At 74.0% G+C, this 15,217-nt stretch carries 12 protein-coding genes; 7 read left to right on the top strand and 5 right to left on the bottom strand.

Annotation, left to right across the window (positions count from 1 at the left end):
• Positions 1–2: 2 nt before the first annotated feature.
• The gene (locus OTB16_RS22330) at positions 3–2,717 is read left to right on the top strand and encodes an ATP-dependent RNA helicase (protein WP_267722274.1); all 2,715 of its coding nucleotides are present in this window, start codon (positions 3–5) and stop codon (positions 2,715–2,717) included.
• Here the strand turns inward: OTB16_RS22330 and pgfA are convergent.
• The 3 genes from pgfA to OTB16_RS22315 all read right to left on the bottom strand — a co-directional run bounded on the left by pgfA (position 2,707) and on the right by OTB16_RS22315 (position 5,609).
• Positions 2,707–3,726, bottom strand: coding sequence for a cell envelope lipid trafficking protein PgfA (gene pgfA, locus OTB16_RS22325; protein ID WP_267722273.1), 1,020 nt, complete (start codon positions 3,724–3,726; stop codon positions 2,707–2,709). The genes OTB16_RS22330 and pgfA overlap by 11 nt on opposite strands.
• A gap of 14 nt (positions 3,727–3,740) precedes the next feature.
• On the bottom strand, positions 3,741–3,881 hold the full coding sequence (locus OTB16_RS22320; protein WP_267722271.1) for an SPW_0924 family protein: 141 nt from the start codon (positions 3,879–3,881) through the stop codon (positions 3,741–3,743).
• Between the two features lie 336 nt (positions 3,882–4,217).
• Entirely contained in the window at positions 4,218–5,609 is a 1,392-nt protein-coding gene (locus tag OTB16_RS22315; protein ID WP_267722270.1) for a lytic transglycosylase domain-containing protein, read from the bottom strand.
• 336 nt (positions 5,610–5,945) lie between these two features.
• Here OTB16_RS22315 and OTB16_RS22310 point away from each other — a divergent pair, with 336 nt between their 5' ends.
• Entirely contained in the window at positions 5,946–6,809 is an 864-nt protein-coding gene (locus tag OTB16_RS22310; RefSeq protein WP_267722269.1) for a DUF4184 family protein, read from the top strand.
• A 97-nt stretch (positions 6,810–6,906) separates the two neighbouring features.
• Here OTB16_RS22310 and polA read toward each other — a convergent pair whose 3' ends face one another.
• Entirely contained in the window at positions 6,907–9,627 is a 2,721-nt protein-coding gene (gene polA / locus OTB16_RS22305) for a DNA polymerase I (RefSeq protein WP_267722268.1), read from the bottom strand.
• A 105-nt stretch (positions 9,628–9,732) separates the two neighbouring features.
• On the opposite strand from polA, the gene OTB16_RS22300 reads away from it, so the two are divergent.
• The 3 genes from OTB16_RS22300 to OTB16_RS22290 are packed head-to-tail and all read left to right on the top strand — an operon-like array spanning position 9,733 to position 13,014.
• On the top strand, positions 9,733–12,003 hold the full coding sequence (locus tag OTB16_RS22300) for an FdhF/YdeP family oxidoreductase (protein WP_267722267.1): 2,271 nt from the start codon (positions 9,733–9,735) through the stop codon (positions 12,001–12,003).
• 54 nt (positions 12,004–12,057) lie between these two features.
• Complete coding sequence (locus OTB16_RS22295) at positions 12,058–12,534, top strand: PaaI family thioesterase (RefSeq protein ID WP_267722266.1); 477 nt, start codon at positions 12,058–12,060, stop codon at positions 12,532–12,534.
• Positions 12,535–12,573: 39 nt separating this feature from the next.
• Entirely contained in the window at positions 12,574–13,014 is a 441-nt protein-coding gene (locus tag OTB16_RS22290) for a hypothetical protein (RefSeq protein WP_267722265.1), read from the top strand.
• Between the two features lie 195 nt (positions 13,015–13,209).
• On the opposite strand, the gene OTB16_RS22285 is transcribed toward OTB16_RS22290, so the two are convergent.
• The gene (locus OTB16_RS22285; RefSeq protein ID WP_267722263.1) at positions 13,210–13,338 is read right to left on the bottom strand and encodes a hypothetical protein; all 129 of its coding nucleotides are present in this window, start codon (positions 13,336–13,338) and stop codon (positions 13,210–13,212) included.
• Between the two features lie 31 nt (positions 13,339–13,369).
• Here OTB16_RS22285 and OTB16_RS22280 point away from each other — a divergent pair, with 31 nt between their 5' ends.
• Positions 13,370–13,669: a hypothetical protein gene (locus OTB16_RS22280; protein WP_267722261.1), complete on the top strand. Its 300-nt coding sequence runs from the start codon at positions 13,370–13,372 to the stop codon at positions 13,667–13,669.
• Positions 13,670–13,970: 301 nt separating this feature from the next.
• Complete coding sequence (locus OTB16_RS22275; RefSeq protein ID WP_267722260.1) at positions 13,971–15,203, top strand: branched-chain amino acid ABC transporter substrate-binding protein; 1,233 nt, start codon at positions 13,971–13,973, stop codon at positions 15,201–15,203.
• Positions 15,204–15,217: the final 14 nt, after the last annotated feature.

Raw genomic sequence — 15,217 nt, 5'->3', positions numbered from 1 at the left:
CCGTGTCCCCGACCCCCCGCACCCGCGACCTCGACGCCCTTCCCGTACGGGAGGCCCTGCCGGCGCTCACGGCCGCGCTCGACGGCCACGGCACCGCCGTGCTGTGCGCGCCGCCCGGCACCGGCAAGACCACCCTGGTGCCCCTGGTCCTCGCCGGCCTGGTGGGCGGCGGGCCGCGTCACCGGGTGGTGGTCGCCGAACCCCGGCGGATCGCCGCCCGGGCGGCGGCGCGGCGGATGGCCTGGCTGCTGGGCGAGCGGGTTGGTGCCTCGGTGGGCTTCACCGTGCGCGGCGAGCGGGTCGCGGGCCCGTCGACCGTCGTCGAGGTGGTCACCACGGGCGTCCTGCTCCAGCGGCTCCAGCGGGACCAGGAGCTGACGGGCGTGGACGTGGTGGTCCTGGACGAGTGCCACGAACGGCACCTCGACGCCGACACCGTCGCCGCCTTCCTGCTGGACGTACGGGAGACCCTGCGGCCGGAGCTGCGCCTCGTGGCGGCCTCCGCGACGACCGACGCGGCGGGCTGGTCCCGGGTGCTGGGCGGCGCGCCGGTGGTGGAGGCGGCGGGGACCGCGTACCCGGTGGAGACGGTCTGGGCGCCGCCCGCCCGGCCGGTGCGGCCGCCGCACGGGATGCGGGTGGACCCGGCGCAGCTGACGCACGTGGCGTCGGTGGTGCGGCGGGCGCTGGCGGAACGTTCCGGCGACGTGCTGTGCTTCCTGCCCGGCGTCGGGGAGATCGCCCGGGTCGCCGGGCAGCTGGGCGGGGTGGACGCGGAGGTGCTCCAGGTGCACGGCCGGGCCCCGGCGGCCGTACAGGACGCGGCGCTGACGGCTTCGGAGCACCGCCGGGTGATCCTCGCGACGGCGGTCGCGGAGTCGAGCCTGACCGTGCCGGGGGTACGGGTGGTGGTGGACTCCGGGCTGGCGCGCGAGCCCCGGGTGGACCACGCGCGGGGGCTGGGGGCGCTGGCGACCGTACGGGCGTCCCGCGCGGCCGGGCGCCAGCGGGCGGGGCGGGCCGGACGCGAGGCGCCGGGCGCGGTGTACCGCTGCTGGACCGAGGCGGAGGACGCCCGCCTCCCCTCTTACCCGGCGCCCGAGATCCGCATCGCCGACCTGGCGCAGTTCGCCCTCCAGGCCGCGTGCTGGGGCGACCCGGACGCGGCGGGGCTGGCGCTGCTGGACCCGCCCCCTGCCGGGGCGATGGCCGCGGCGCGCGAGGTGCTGCTCGCGGTGGGCGCGGTGGACCCCGCCGGACGGCCGACGCCGCGCGGCGCGCGGATGGCCCGGCTGGGGCTCCACCCGCGGCTCGCCCGGGCCCTGCTCGACGGCGCCCCGGCCCTCGGGTCCCGGCGGGCGGCCGAGGTGGTGGCGCTGCTGAGCGAGGAACCGCCGCGGGAGTACGGGGACGATCTGGCGGGCGCGTGGCGGGCGGCCCGACGGGGCGGCGACGCCTACGCGGCGCGCTGGCGGGCGGAGACCGGGCGCCTGGAGCGCGCCGCGGGCGACACTGCGGGACCCGCGCCCCGTGACTCCTCGGGACCCGGCGACACGGCGGGACCCGCGCCCGGCGACTCCGCGGGGTCCGGCAGCACGGCGGGGCGCTCCGCCCGCGACCCCGCGGGGTCCGGCGGCATGGCAGGGTCCCGCGACACGGCAGGGTCCGGCAGCACCGCCGGGGGTGCCGCGGGGCGCGCCGCCCGGGGCGCCGCCGGGCGCTCGGCCGGGGCGGCGCTTCCCGACGACGCCGCCGCGGGGCTCGTCGCCGCGCTCGCGTTCCCGGAGCGGGTGGCGCGGGCGCGGGGAGAGGGGGCCTTCCTCATGGCCTCCGGAACCGGCGCCGAGCTGGGCGACGGGTCCGGGCTGCGCAGCGCTCCCTGGCTGGCGGTGGCGGTCGCCGACCGGGCTCCGCACTCGGCCTCGGCCCGGATCCGGCTGGCCGCCGTCATCGACGAGGACACCGCCCGGCTGGCCGCCGGGCACCTCCACTCGGACGCCGAGGAGGTCCGCTGGGAGGACGGTGACCTCGTCGCCCGCCGGGCCGAACGCCTCGGGGCGGTCGAGCTGGCCGTACGGCCCCTGCGGGACCCCGATCCCGCGCTGGTGCGCGCGGCCCTGCTCGACGGGCTCCGCGCCGAGGGCCTCGGCCTGCTGCGCTGGTCCGCCGACGCGCAGGCGCTCCGGGCCCGGCTGGGGTTCCTGCACCGCACCCTCGGCGGCGGCTGGCCGGACGTAGCGGACGACGCCGCCCTGCTGGACCGGTCCGACGACTGGCTGGAGCCCGAACTGTCCCGGGCCCGGCGCCGTTCGGACCTGGGCCGCGTCAGCGCCGCGCAGGCGCTGAACCGGCTGCTGCCGTGGGCCACCGGGGAGGCGTCCCGGCTCGACGAGCTGGCCCCGGAGCGGATCGAAGTGCCCAGCGGCTCCCGCGTCAGGGTGGACTACTCCGGGGAGCAGCCGGTGCTCGCCGTGAAGCTCCAGGAGCTGTTCGGGCTGGCCGAGACGCCCCGGGTGGCGGGGGTGCCCGTACTCGTCCACCTGCTGTCCCCCGCCGGGCGGCCCGCGGCCGTCACCGCCGACCTCGCCTCCTTCTGGCGGGGCGGCTACCGCGCCGTCCGCGCCGAGCTGCGCGGCCGGTACCCGAAGCACCCGTGGCCGGAGGACCCGGCGACCGCCGAGGCCACCCGGTACACCAGCGCCCGGCTCAAGCGCTGAGCGCGCCGTCCCCGCGGCCCCTGCCGTCCCCTCGGTCCCCGCGGTCCCCGGCGTCCGGCGGCCGCCTGCTCCGGGCCTCCAGCCACAGCGCCAGCCCGAGGAAGACCAGCCCGCCGGCGGCCAGGCCGGCGGGGGCGTACGTGTGGAGCGCGAGGACCTTCGTACGGTTCGACCTGACGAGCTCGACGGTGTGGTCGCTGTAGTCCTCGCGCATCTTCACGTGCCCGGCGAATGCGGTGATCTTGCCGTCGGGGGCCGCCGCCGCGAACCCGCCGCGCATCTCCTGCTGGATCTGCTGCTCGGCGTTGACGGGCGCGCCGGTCACCGGGTCGACCCAGAACATCGCCTTGGTGGTGTACCAGAGGGTGGTGCCGGTGGTCTGTTCGAGCGTCGTCGGGTCGATGCCCTCGATCGGCATCTTCTTCGGCATGGGGACCTTGGTCCAGGGGACGGTCTGCTCGAAGTAGTAGACGTCCATGCCCTTGAAGGTGCGCGGTCCGACGTAGTGGATCGGTGACGAGGTGCGGGTCTGCGCGTCGAAGTACAGGTAGTCGCGCGGCTCTGTGAAGAAGGGCCACTTGAACTCGATGCCCTCACGCTTGACGGCGTCCCCGTCGACCATCTCGCCGGTGGCGTGCACCGGGTCCTGGGTGTGGGCGTCGAAGATGTAGCGCTCGGGTATCTGGGAGACCATCTTGCCGTCCGGGCCGATGACGTGGGAAAGGGTGTCCCACACGACGACGTCCCGGCCCGCGCTCGCCTCGATCTCCTTCGAGGCCTCCACGTCGCCCTTGAGGGTCTGGACGATGGTGACCTTGTCGACCTTCTTGGGCTTCATGCCGTCGAGGTAGTCGATGAGGGTCGCGTCCTTCGCCTCCAGGACCACCTCCTGGTACTGGTTCGGCGGGATCTTGGCGAGCCGCGGGTACGCGTACCAGCGCAGCAGCGGCGCGAGGGCCGCGCAGAAGACGGCTAGGGCCAGCAGGACAAGGCTCGCTCTGCGTCGCATCGCCGGGCCCTCCTCTACTTTCCGGGCGCGGGGGGCGCGGTGGTGAGCAGGGGCTTGGGGGAGGTCGTGCCTTCGGGCGCCCCGAACGCCGTGATGGCGAGGACGAGGAGCACCGCGAGGACGAGCCCGCTGGCGGCGGCGACGAACGGACGCATGCCGGGCCTCCGGAATCTGATAGGGCGTCAGGGCGGAGGCACCGTAGCAATGCGGGGCCGAGATGAGAACCGTCTGCGCCGCGGATCCCGGAAACGTCCCTGACCTGCGCGGCCGAACCCGGGGGCGGGGAGGGCGGGGGTCCCGGACGGCCCCGCCGGAGCGCGCTGGCCGGACGCCGGGCCGCCGGGTGCGGCGCCGGGTGCCGCGCCGGGGTGCCGCGCCGCCTCCGGCGAAGGGGCCGGCCACCGGGCAGACGGCGCCGCCCGGTGCCGTCAGGGCACCGGGCGGCGGCGGGCCGGGCGAGGTGACGTGACGTGCCCCGGCTACGGCTACGGCTACGGGGTCGGGGTCGGGGTCGGCGCGGCCGGGCGCGTGGCGGACGGGGACGCCGACGGGGAGGCGGCCGGGCCGGGCTTCAGGGACGCGGTGGGCTTCTGCGTCGGGGACGGCGACGGCGGCGCGGCCGGCTTCGGGGACGGGGTGGCCGTCGGGGAGGGCGTCGGCTCGGGGGTGGGAGTCGGCGTCGGCACCGGGCTCGGCGTCGGGACCGGGCTCGGCGTCGGCACCGGGCTCGGCGTCGGCACCGGGCTCGGCGTCGGCACCGGGCTCGGCGTCGGCACCGGGCTCGGCGTCGGGACCGGGGTGGGGGTCGGGACCGGGGTCGGCACCGGCGTCGGCGTCGGCACCGGGGTGGGCGTGGGAGACGGCGTCGGCTCGGGGGGCTGGCTCGGAGTCGGCGTCGGCTTCGGGGTGGGCCGGGGGGACGGGGTGGGGTCCGGGCCCGGCTTCGGCCGTGCGGTCGGCGCCACCGCGGCGCCCGTACCCGTACCGGCGCCCGTACCCGTACCGGCGCCTTCGCCGTCCGGTACCTCGTGCGTGCCCTTCAGGTAGTACGCGAACCAGGACCGCACCGTCCGGAGGTACTCCGTGGACCGGTTGTACGAGAGCACGGCCCGGTCCAGGTCCGCCGCCACCCGCAGGTCCCGCGTGCCCTCGCACAGGTAGCGGCCGGCCGCGAGGGCCGCGTCGTGCACGTTGTTCGGGTTGCGCCGGCCGTCGCCGTTGGCGTCCTGGCCCCAGGCCGCCCACGTGGAGGGGATGAACTGCATCGGGCCGACCGCCCGGTCGTACCGGGCGTCGCCGTCGTACGCTCCGCCGTCCGTGTCGGAGATGTTCGCGAAGCCGTTGCCGTCGAGCACCGGCCCCAGGATCGGCCGCAGCGTGGTTCCGGCCGCGTCCACCCGGCCTCCGCGCGCCTGCCCCGACTCGACCTTGCCGATCGCCGCGAGGAGCTGCCAGCGCAGCCCGCACCCGGGGTTGTTCTGCCCCACCGCGCGCTCCGCGTTCCGGTACGCGGCGAGCACGCTCGCCGGTATCCCCTGCGTGCCCTCCCCCGCGCCCGTGGCCACCGGCTCCGCGTCCGGCCCGGTCGCGGCGGCGGGCTGCCCGGCCGGGGCCGGCGCGGCCGTCGGTGCGGCGTCCGCCGGCGCCGCGACGGGCAGCGGCTCGGGGCTGACCAGCGGGGGCAGTTCGGTGAAGTAGGAGGAGTCTCCGCCGGAGCGCGTCTCCGGTACGGGCCGCGTGCTGTCCTCCCCGGCCACCGCGATCCGGTCCGCGCCGCCTCCGCCGGGCCCCTGGGAGGCAGTCACCGCGGCGATCACCAGAGCGGAGACCAGGGCGGCGGCGCCGCCCCTGCGCAGCCTGCGTCCGAATATGCGAGCCGACATGAGCCGGACCCCTCCCCCTCGACGTCCGCGTGACCTTATGTCAGATCGCTGCACAGGGCACGCACCACGGTCCGGAACTTCACCACATCAACACGTCCCCGCGCGGCGCACGCATACTGTCCGGACCCTTCGGACGCATTGGTCCGAAGTAAGGGGCGCGTGCACCGGCGGTACCCGGCGCCACTCGACACCGCACGCCACTCGACACCGCACGCCGCACGCCCGCAACGCGCACGCCACAACGCGCACGCCGCACGACCCACCGCACGCCACGCACCGCGTGCCACCCGCACCACGCGCCGCTCACGGCGCACCCGCACAGCGAGAAGAGGCCCCATGCCGTTCACCCTCAGCCACGCGGCCGCCGTCCTGCCGGCCGTCCGCCGGACCGGCCGGGCGCGCGGCCCGCTGGTGGCCTCGGCCCTGGTCCTCGGGTCGTTCGCGCCGGACACCTTCTACTTCGCGGACGCGGTCGTCGGCGGCGTCATGTCGTACGGCACCTTCACCCACACCCTGACGGGCGTCCTCACCGCGGACGCCCTTCTCACCGCCGTCCTCGCGGCGTGCTGGCTGCTGCTGCGCGAGCCGCTGGCCGCGCTCGTGCCGCGCCGCCAGCGTGGCCGGGTGTACGCGTTCCTGCGGGGCGAGCGGTGGCGCGGCCGCCGACGGCCCGCGCTGGCGCTGTGGTTCTACCTCTCGGCGGTCGCCGGCTCCCTCACGCACGTCGTGTGGGACAGCTTCACCCACCTGGACCGCTGGGGCACCAACGCGCTGCCCGCGCTCGGCGAGCCGGTCGCCTTCGGCCTGCCTCTCTACTCGTACCTCCAGTACGGCAGTTCGGCGCTCGCCGCCTGCGCCCTGCTCTGGTTCGCGGGGACCGCGCTGCGCCGGATCCCGGCGTCCGCGGCGCCCGCGTCCGTACCGGTGCTGACGCGCGCCGAGACCGTCGGCGCGCTCGTGCTGGTCGTGGTGTGCGTGGCGGCCGGGGTCACGGTGCGCGTGATCCGGTTCTTCGCGTTCTTCGACCGGATCGGCCACCCGCTCGACATCATCCCGACGGTCTGCTTCGGCGCGGGCGGCGGTCTCGCCGTGGCCCTGCTGCTGTACGGGGTCCTCGTCCGGCTGCGGCACCGCCCCGGCCGTACGGCGCAGGGCGCGAACCCGGACACCGACGCGCGAACGCCCGTCCCCACCGCGTAGTAGCGGGGACGGGCGCTCCGTCATGACCGGCGCGCGGACGACAGCACGTAGACGTCCGTGCGCGTACGTCCGTGCGCGTACGTCCGCGCGCAGACGGTCAGTGCGCGGCGGACTCCCAGTCGGGCCCGACGCCCACCGACACGTCCAGTTCGGCCCGCAGGTCGACGGCGGCGCCCATCTCGCGGCGCACCAGCTCCTCCACCCGCTCCCGCTCGCCGGGGGCGATCTCCAGCACGATTTCGTCGTGGACCTGGAGCAGCATCCGCGACGTCAGGCCGGCCTCGGTGATCGCCTTGTCCACGCGCAGCATGGCGACCTTGACGATGTCGGCCGCGGTGCCCTGGATCGGGGCGTTGAGCGCCATCCGCTCGGCGGCCTCGCGGCGCTGGCGGTTGTCGCTGTTGAGGTCGGGCAGGTACCGGCGGCGGCCGAAGACGGTCGCCGTGTACCCGGTGGCGCGGGCCTCGTCGACGACCCGCTGGAGGTACTCGCGGACCCCGCCGAACCGCTCGAAGAAGGTGTCCATCAGGCCCCGCGCCTCGGCGGGCTCGATGTTCAGCTGCTGGGCCAGGCCGAAGGCGGACAGCCCGTACGCCAGGCCGTACGACATCGCCTTGATCTTGCGGCGCATCTCCGCGTCGACCTGGGACCGCTCCACTCCGAAGACCTGGGAGGCGACGGTGGTGTGGAGGTCCTCGCCGGTGGCGAAGGCCTCGATCAGGCCCGCGTCCTCGGAGAGGTGGGCCATGACGCGCAGCTCGATCTGGCTGTAGTCGGCGGTCATGAGGGACTCGAAGCCCTCGCCGACGACGAACCCGCGGCGGATGGCGCGGCCCTCGTCGGTGCGCACCGGCACGTTCTGCAGGTTCGGGTCGGTGGAGGACAGGCGTCCGGTCGCGGCGACGGTCTGGCTGAAGCTGGTGTGCACCCGGCCGTCGGGGGCGACGGCCTTGACCAGGCCCTCGACGGTGACACGGAGCTTGGCCTGCTCGCGGTGGCGGAGCATGATGACCGGCAGCTCGTGGTCGGTCTGGGTGGCCAGCCAGGCCAGCGCGTCGGCGTCCGTGGTGTAGCCGGTCTTGGTCTTCTTGGTCTTCGGCAGGTCCAGCTCGCCGAAGAAGACCTCCTGGAGCTGCTTGGGCGAGCCGAGGTTGAACTCGTGGCCGACCGCGCCGTGCGCCTCCTTCACCGCCTGCTGGACGGCGCCGGCGAACTGCTGCTCCATGGCGTCCAGGTGGTCGCGGTCGGCGGCGATGCCGGCCCGCTCCATCCGGGCGAGCAGTTCGGACGTGGGGAGTTCCATGTCGTGGAGCAGCTCGGTCGCGCCCACCTCGTCGAGCTTGCCGGTGAAGGCGTCGCCCAGGTCGAGGACCGCGCGGGCCTGCGCCATGAGCGCGTCCGCCTCGGCGGTGTCGTCGGCGCCGAAGGCGAGCTGGCCGTCCGCGGCGGCGGGGGCCAGTTCGCGGTGCAGGTACTCGTTGGACAGGACGTCCAGGGCGAACGAGCGGCGGCCGGGCTTGACCAGGTAGGCGGCGAGCGCCGTGTCCATGGTGACCCCGGCGAGGGTCCAGCCGTGTTCGGGGAAGACCCGCATGAGGGCCTTGGCGTTGTGCACGACCTTCGGCTTCGCCGCGTCCGCGGCCCAGGCCGCGAAGGCCCGCTCGTCGGTCTCGTCCACCGTGTGCGGCTCGAACCAGGCGGCCGCTCCGCCTGCCGCGGCGAGCGCGACCTCGGTGACCTTGCCCGCGCCGAGGTTCCAGCTGTCGACGGTGGCCACGCCCAGGGGTCCGCCGGCGTGGGCCTCCAGCCAGGGGGCGAGCTCGCCCGCGCCCAGGACGGAGCCGTCCAGCTCCACGGCGGGCGCCGGGGCCGGGGCCTCCTCATCGGCGGCGGCGGGGTCCACGGCGAGCAGCCGCTCGCGCAGCGAGGCGTTGCGGATCTCCAGCACGTCGAGCACGCCGAGCATCCCGGCGCGGTCGTACGGGAGGCGGGTGAGGTCGGCGGGGGTCTTGGGCAGCTCCACGTCCTTGACCATCTCGGTCAGGACGCGGTTGAGCTTGACGGCGTCCAGGTGGTCCCGGAAGTTCTGCCCGGCCTTGCCCTTGACCTCCTCGGCGCGCTCGACGAGTTCCTTGAACGACCCGAACTGGGTGATCCACTTGGCGGCGGTCTTCTCACCCACGCCGGGGATGCCGGGGAGGTTGTCGGACGGGTCGCCGCGCAGCGCCGCGAAGTCCGGGTACTGCTGGGGGGTGAGCCCGTACTTCTCCTCGACCTTCTCCGGGGTGAACCGGGTGAGCTCGGAGACGCCCTTGGTCGGGTAGAGCACGGTGGTGTGCTCGGACACCAGCTGGAAGGAGTCGCGGTCGCCGGTGACGATCAGCACGTCGAAGCCGAGCGCCTCCGCCTGCGTGGCCAGCGTCGCGATCACGTCGTCGGCCTCGAAGCCGTCGACGGCGAACCGCGGCACGTTCATCGTGTCGAGGAGCTCGCCGATCAGCTCGACCTGCCCCTTGAACTCGTCGGGGGTCTTGGAGCGGTTCGCCTTGTACTCGGGGAACTCCGTCGAGCGCCACGTCTTGCGGGACACGTCGAACGCCACCGCGAAGTGCGTGGGCGCCTCGTCGCGCAGCGTGTTCGCCAGCATCGACGCGAAGCCGTAGATCGCGTTCGTCGGCTGTCCGGTCGCGGTCGTGAAGTTCTCCGCGGGCAGCGCGAAGAACGCCCGGTACGCCAGGGAGTGCCCGTCCATGAGCATCAGGCGGGGGCGGTCCGCCGCGGTCGTCTGGTCCGTCTTCTTCGCTGCTGTCTTTGCCACGCCCCCGATCCTAGGCGCCCCCGCTGACAATTCCGGCGTCGGCGATGTCAGCGGACCGTGACAGGATCGGATGTGTACGCGCGTAACTGCTCGAAGGGGAGCGACATGGCCGCCAAGCCGCCCGCAGGTGATCCGGTACAGGACGCGCCGCAGGTCGCGCCTCCCCAGCACGCCGCCGCGGGGCTGCCCGCGATCGGGCACACCCTGAGGGTCGCGCAGCGGCAGATGGGCATCGTCCGTACCGCGCGCACCCTCCTCAAGGTCAACCAGAAGAACGGCTTCGACTGCCCGGGCTGTGCCTGGCCCGAGGGAGACGAGCGGCACACCGCCGAGTTCTGCGAGAACGGCGCCAAGGCCGTCGCGGAGGAGGCCACCCTGCGCCGGGTCACCCCGGAGTTCTTCGCCGCGCACCCCCTCGCCGACCTGGCCGCGCGCTCGGGCTACTGGCTGGGGCAGCAGGGGCGGATCACCGAGCCGGTGTACCTGCCGCCGGGCGGCGACCGGTACGAGGCGGTGTCCTGGGAGCGCGCCTTCGCGATCATCGCCGAGGAGCTGCGCGGGCTCGCCTCCCCCGACGAGGCCGTCTTCTACACCTCGGGCCGCACCAGTAACGAGGCCGCGTTCCTCTTCCAGCTGTTCGTCCGCGAGTACGGCACGAACAACCTGCCCGACTGCTCCAACATGTGCCACGAGTCCTCGGGCTCCGCGCTGAACGAGACGATCGGCATCGGCAAGGGCAGCGTCTCCCTGGAGGACCTGCACCAGGCCGACCTGATCATCGTGGCCGGGCAGAACCCGGGCACCAACCACCCCCGCATGCTGTCCGCCCTGGAGCGGGCCAAGTCGTCCGGCGCGAAGATCATCTCGGTGAACCCGCTGCCCGAGGCCGGGATGGAGCGGTTCAAGAACCCGCAGACCCCGCTCGGCATGCTCAAGGGCACAGCGCTGAACGACCTGTTCCTCCAGATCCGCATCGGCGGCGACCAGGCCCTCTTCCGGCTCCTCAACAAGCTGGTCATCGAGGCGGGCGGAGCCACCGACGAGGCCTTCATCCGCGAACACACCCACGGATACCAGGAGTTCGCCGCCGCCGCCGGCGAGACCGACTGGGACGCGACCCTCGCCGCGACCGGCCTGACCCGGCCCGAGATCGAGCGCGCCCTGGCCATGGTCCTGGCCTCCGAGCGGACCATCGTCTGCTGGGCCATGGGCCTCACCCAGCACAAGCACTCCGTCGCCACGATCCGCGAGGTCGTCAACCTGCTGCTGCTGCGCGGGAACATCGGCCGGCCCGGAGCCGGGGTCTGCCCGGTCCGCGGCCACTCCAACGTGCAGGGCGACCGCACCATGGGCATCTTCGAGCGCCCCGCGCCCGCCTTCCTCGACGCCCTCGACCGCGAGTTCGCGATCACCTCGCCGCGCACGCACGGCTTCGACGTGGTCCGCTCCATCCAGGCCCTGCGGGACGGTGAGGCCAAGGTCTTCTTCGCCATGGGCGGCAACTTCGTCGGCGCGACCCCCGACACCGAGGTCACCGAGGCGGCCGTCCGCCGCGCCTCGCTGACCGTGCACGTCTCCACCAAGCTCAACCGCTCCCACGCGGTGACGGGCCGCCGCGCCCTGATCCTGCCCACCCTCGGCCGCACCGACAAGGACACCCAGGCCTCGGGCAAGCAGTTCGTGACCGTCGAGGACTCCATGGGCATGGTCCACTCCTCGCGCGGCAACCTCGCCCCCGCGGGCCCCCGTCTGCTCTCCGAGCCGGCGATCGTGGCGCGCCTGGCCCGCGCGGTCCTCGGCGAGGCGTCGAAGACCCCGTGGGAGGAGTTCGAGCGGGACTACTCCGCCATCCGCGACCGGATCGCCCGCGTCGTCCCCGGCTTCGAGGACTTCAACGCCCGCGTCGCCCGCCCCGGCGGCTTCCGGCTGCCGCACGCCCCGCGCGACGAGCGCCGCTTCCCGACCCTGACGGGCAAGGCGAACTTCACCGCCGCTCCCGTCGAGTACCCGAGGGTCCCGGCCGGACGGCTGCTCCTGCAGACCCTGCGCAGCCACGACCAGTACAACACCACGATCTACGGCCTCGACGACCGCTACCGCGGCATCACCGGCGGCCGCCGCGTCGTCATGGTCAACCCCGAGGACGCGGCGGAGCTCGGGCTCGCCGACGGCGCGTACACCGACCTGGTCAGCGAGTGGAGGGACGGGGTGGAGCGGCGCGCGCCCGGCTTCCGCGTCGTGCACTACCCGACCGCCCGGGGCTGCGCGGCCGCCTACTACCCCGAGACCAACGTGCTGGTCCCCCTCGATTCCACCGCTGACACCAGCAACACCCCTGCGAGCAAGTCCGTCGTCATCCGCTTCGAACCGGCCTGATAGAACGACCTCAGGACAAGCAGGTTAACGAGCGTTGAGAGACGGAGCCGGCCCATGGGCGAGCAGCACACCGTGAAGTTCCCGCAGGAGGTCCTCGACGAGTACGCGGCCCTGGGCATCGACCTGCCCACGCTGTTCTCGGCGGGCCACCTCGGCGAGCGGATGGACATCCGCATCCTGGAGGCCTCGGCCGAACGCGTCGTGGCCACGATGCCGGTGGAGGGCAACACCCAGCCGTACGGGCTCCTGCACGGCGGGGCCTCGGCCGTGCTGGCCGAGACCCTCGGCTCCGTCGGCGCGATGATGCACGGCGGCATCAACAAGATCGCCGTGGGCGTGGACCTGAACTGCACCCACCACCGCGGCGCCCGGTCCGGCCTGGTCACCGGCGTCGCCACCCCGGTCCACCGGGGCCGTTCCACCACCACCTACGAGATCGTCATCAGCGACGACCAGGACCGCCGCGTCTGCACCGCCCGGCTGACCTGCCTGCTGCGCGACGCGAACCCGCAACACCCCGGCAACGCCTGACCGTTGTCACCCCCGGCCCACCGGTCTAGCGTGCCTCGCATGGGTACGGGACCGATGCCGGGCAGCGCCCGGGCGACGGGCGCGGCGACACTGATCGCCGCGCTCGCCCTGGGCTGCTCCGCGGTCGGCGGCCCGTCCGGCGGCCCGGCCGACGCCCCGGCCGGCGCGCCCGCCCCCGCGCCCGGGACACCCGCCCCGCACACCACCTCGCCCGCCGAGCTGTGCACCGCCCTGGTCACCCACTGGAGCGGCGTCCTGCTCGACGCCGGCCAGGGCCGGGACGCCGTCGGGCTCGACTACCAGGCCATGGGCCTGTCCGGCGCCCAGTACGAGATCCTCCGCGCGGTCACCGCCGCCGCCCGCGCCGAGGAGCGGACCGGCGGCCCCGCCGCCGGGCGCGCGCTCGCCGCCCGGGAGGCGGGGGCCCGCTGCGCCGAGCGCCACCGCTCGGGCGCCCCGACCGACGGCCCCTGGCAGTGAGCCGCCCGACCGCCGCGGGCGGCCTGCGGTGAGCGGCGTCGGCCCCGTGGAGCCCGGCGAGGGCACCACGGGCCCGGAACGTGCGCCGGCCCGGCCCCGGCCGCTCCCGGCGTGGGCGGCCCGGGCTCCGCGCCACCGCCGCGCGCTGGCCGCCGCGGCCGTGGTGGCCGCGCTGGCCGGCGGGGGCGGGTACCTCTACGCCTCCCGCCCCTCGCCGCCCGCGCCCGTGGCGGCGCCGGAGCCGCCCGCGCCGTCCCAGGTGGTCTCGTTCGCGTACGGGCACCCCGTGGAGCCCTCGGAGCCGGGCAGCGCCTTCGCCTTCACCGTCCGTGTCGCCGCCTCGTCCGGGCCGCCGGTGACCGTCGAGCGGATCGGCCAGCCGTCGCGGGCGCTGGCCGTCGCTTCCCGGCCACGGCCGCCGCTCGTCGTCGCCGCGGGCGAGGCCCGCGACCTGGTGGTGGAGATTCGGGCCGTCGATTGCGTGCATGTAGCACGGAATTCGGGGCTTCCATTTCTTGAGGTAACTCTGAGCAATCGACGCCAGAAAGAAGAGCACGGTTACATCCTGGGTGACCGCTATGCGCGCGATCTCTCCGACGCTCTGACCAGGGCTTGTCCCGAAGATCGAGATGCGGGGCCCTCCGGTGCGTCATGAGCAAAACCCCCAACGCTCCTGCGCTGTCAGGACTCACACCCCCTGACAGTCCTGCCGCATCTCAGCATGCGGACAAGACGAACCGACCGGAATTCCCCCGTTCCACCCCCAGAGATCCGCTATGTATTACGCCGTGGCATAACAAGAGAGTCACATCATTGGCCTGAGCCCTCCATATCGGCCTATCAGCCGCCTAGAGTCACGGCCAGTCACCGCGACCACCGGATTTCCTTCAGTTCGGTTTCCCGCGATACGACTCGGCGCGTCCCACGGGGGACGCTGTGCCTGGAAAGGACTGATCGTGCGTCATCGTTCGCTCATTGCCGTGACGGCTGCGCTTGCCGCGGGTGCCCTCACTCTCACCGCCTGTGGTTCGCGCGACGACAAGGGTGGTAACGACGCCGGCGGCGGCGACACCACGGTCGTCATCGGCGTCGACGCCCCGCTCACCGGCGACCTGTCGGCCCTCGGCCTCGGCATCCGCAACTCCGTCGACCTGGCCGTCCGCCAGGCCAACGAGAAGAAGTACGTCAAGGGCGTCACCTTCAAGATCGAGGCCCTCGACGACCAGGCCCAGGCCTCGTCCGGCCAGCAGAACGCCACGAAGCTCACGGCCAACAAGGACGTCCTCGGTGTCGTCGGCCCGCTGAACTCCTCGGTCTCCGAGTCGATGCAGAAGGTCTTCGACGACGCCAAGCTCGTCCAGATCTCCCCGGCCAACACCAGCCCGTCCCTGTCCCAGGGTCCGAAGTGGGCGACCGGCGAGAAGGTCCGCACCTACAAGAGCTACTTCCGCACCGCCACCACGGACGCCATCCAGGGCCCGTTCGCGGCGCAGTACCTCTTCAACAAGGCGGGCAAGAAGAAGGTCTTCATCATTGATGACAAGAAGACCTACGGTGCCGGCCTCGCCGGAACCTTCAAGGCCGAGTTCACCAAGCTCGGCGGCGCCGTCGCGGGCGAGGGCCACATCGACCCGGAGAGCAAGGACTTCTCCGCGATCGTGACCCAGGTCAAGAGCTCGGGCGCCGACGTCGTCTACTACGGCGGCGAGTACCCGGCGGCCGGCCCGCTCAGCAAGCAGATCAAGGCATCGGGCACCACCATCCCGCTCGTCGGCGGCGACGGCATCTACGACAAGAAGTTCGTCGAGCTCGCGGGTGAGGGCGCCGTCGGCGACCTCTCCACCTCCGTCGGCGCGCCGGTCGAGAGCCTGCCCTCCGCCAAGGAGTTCGTCGCCAACTACGAGAAGGCCGGCTTCAAGGAGCCGTTCGCTGCCTACGGCGGCTACTCGTACGACTCCGCCTGGGCCATCATCGAGGGCATCAAGGCCGTCGTCGACGGCAACGGCGGCAAGCTGCCCACCGACGCCCGCGCCAAGGTCCTCGGCGCCGTCCAGAGCGTCTCCTTCGAGGGTGTGACCGGCAAGGTCTCCTTCGACGAGTTCGGTGACGCCACCAACAAGCAGCTCACCGTCTACAAGGTCGAGGGCGGCGACTGGAAGTCCGTCGAGTCCGGCACCTTCGGCGGCTGACCTCCACCTGCTGA

Origin of the sequence: Streptomyces antarcticus (assembly GCF_026627255.1) — a bacterium.
GTDB lineage: Bacteria > Actinomycetota > Actinomycetes > Streptomycetales > Streptomycetaceae > Streptomyces > Streptomyces antarcticus.
Note: the sequence above shows the minus strand (reverse complement) of the source record. Positions and strands in the feature narration are given on the sequence as shown.

What these genes read in the sequence shown, in the direction of transcription:
- OTB16_RS22315 (WP_267722270.1), bottom strand. Translation starts at nt 5,609, where the DNA reads ATGTCGGCTCGCATATTCGGACGCAGGCTGCGCAGGGGCGGCGCCGCC.
- OTB16_RS22320 (WP_267722271.1), bottom strand. Translation starts at nt 3,881, where the DNA reads ATGCGTCCGTTCGTCGCCGCCGCCAGCGGGCTCGTCCTCGCGGTGCTC.
- pgfA (WP_267722273.1), bottom strand. Translation starts at nt 3,726, where the DNA reads ATGCGACGCAGAGCGAGCCTTGTCCTGCTGGCCCTAGCCGTCTTCTGC.
- OTB16_RS22300 (WP_267722267.1), top strand. Translation starts at nt 9,733, where the DNA reads ATGGCCGCCAAGCCGCCCGCAGGTGATCCGGTACAGGACGCGCCGCAG.
- OTB16_RS22295 (WP_267722266.1), top strand. Translation starts at nt 12,058, where the DNA reads ATGGGCGAGCAGCACACCGTGAAGTTCCCGCAGGAGGTCCTCGACGAG.
- OTB16_RS22290 (WP_267722265.1), top strand. Translation starts at nt 12,574, where the DNA reads ATGGGTACGGGACCGATGCCGGGCAGCGCCCGGGCGACGGGCGCGGCG.
- OTB16_RS22310 (WP_267722269.1), top strand. Translation starts at nt 5,946, where the DNA reads ATGCCGTTCACCCTCAGCCACGCGGCCGCCGTCCTGCCGGCCGTCCGC.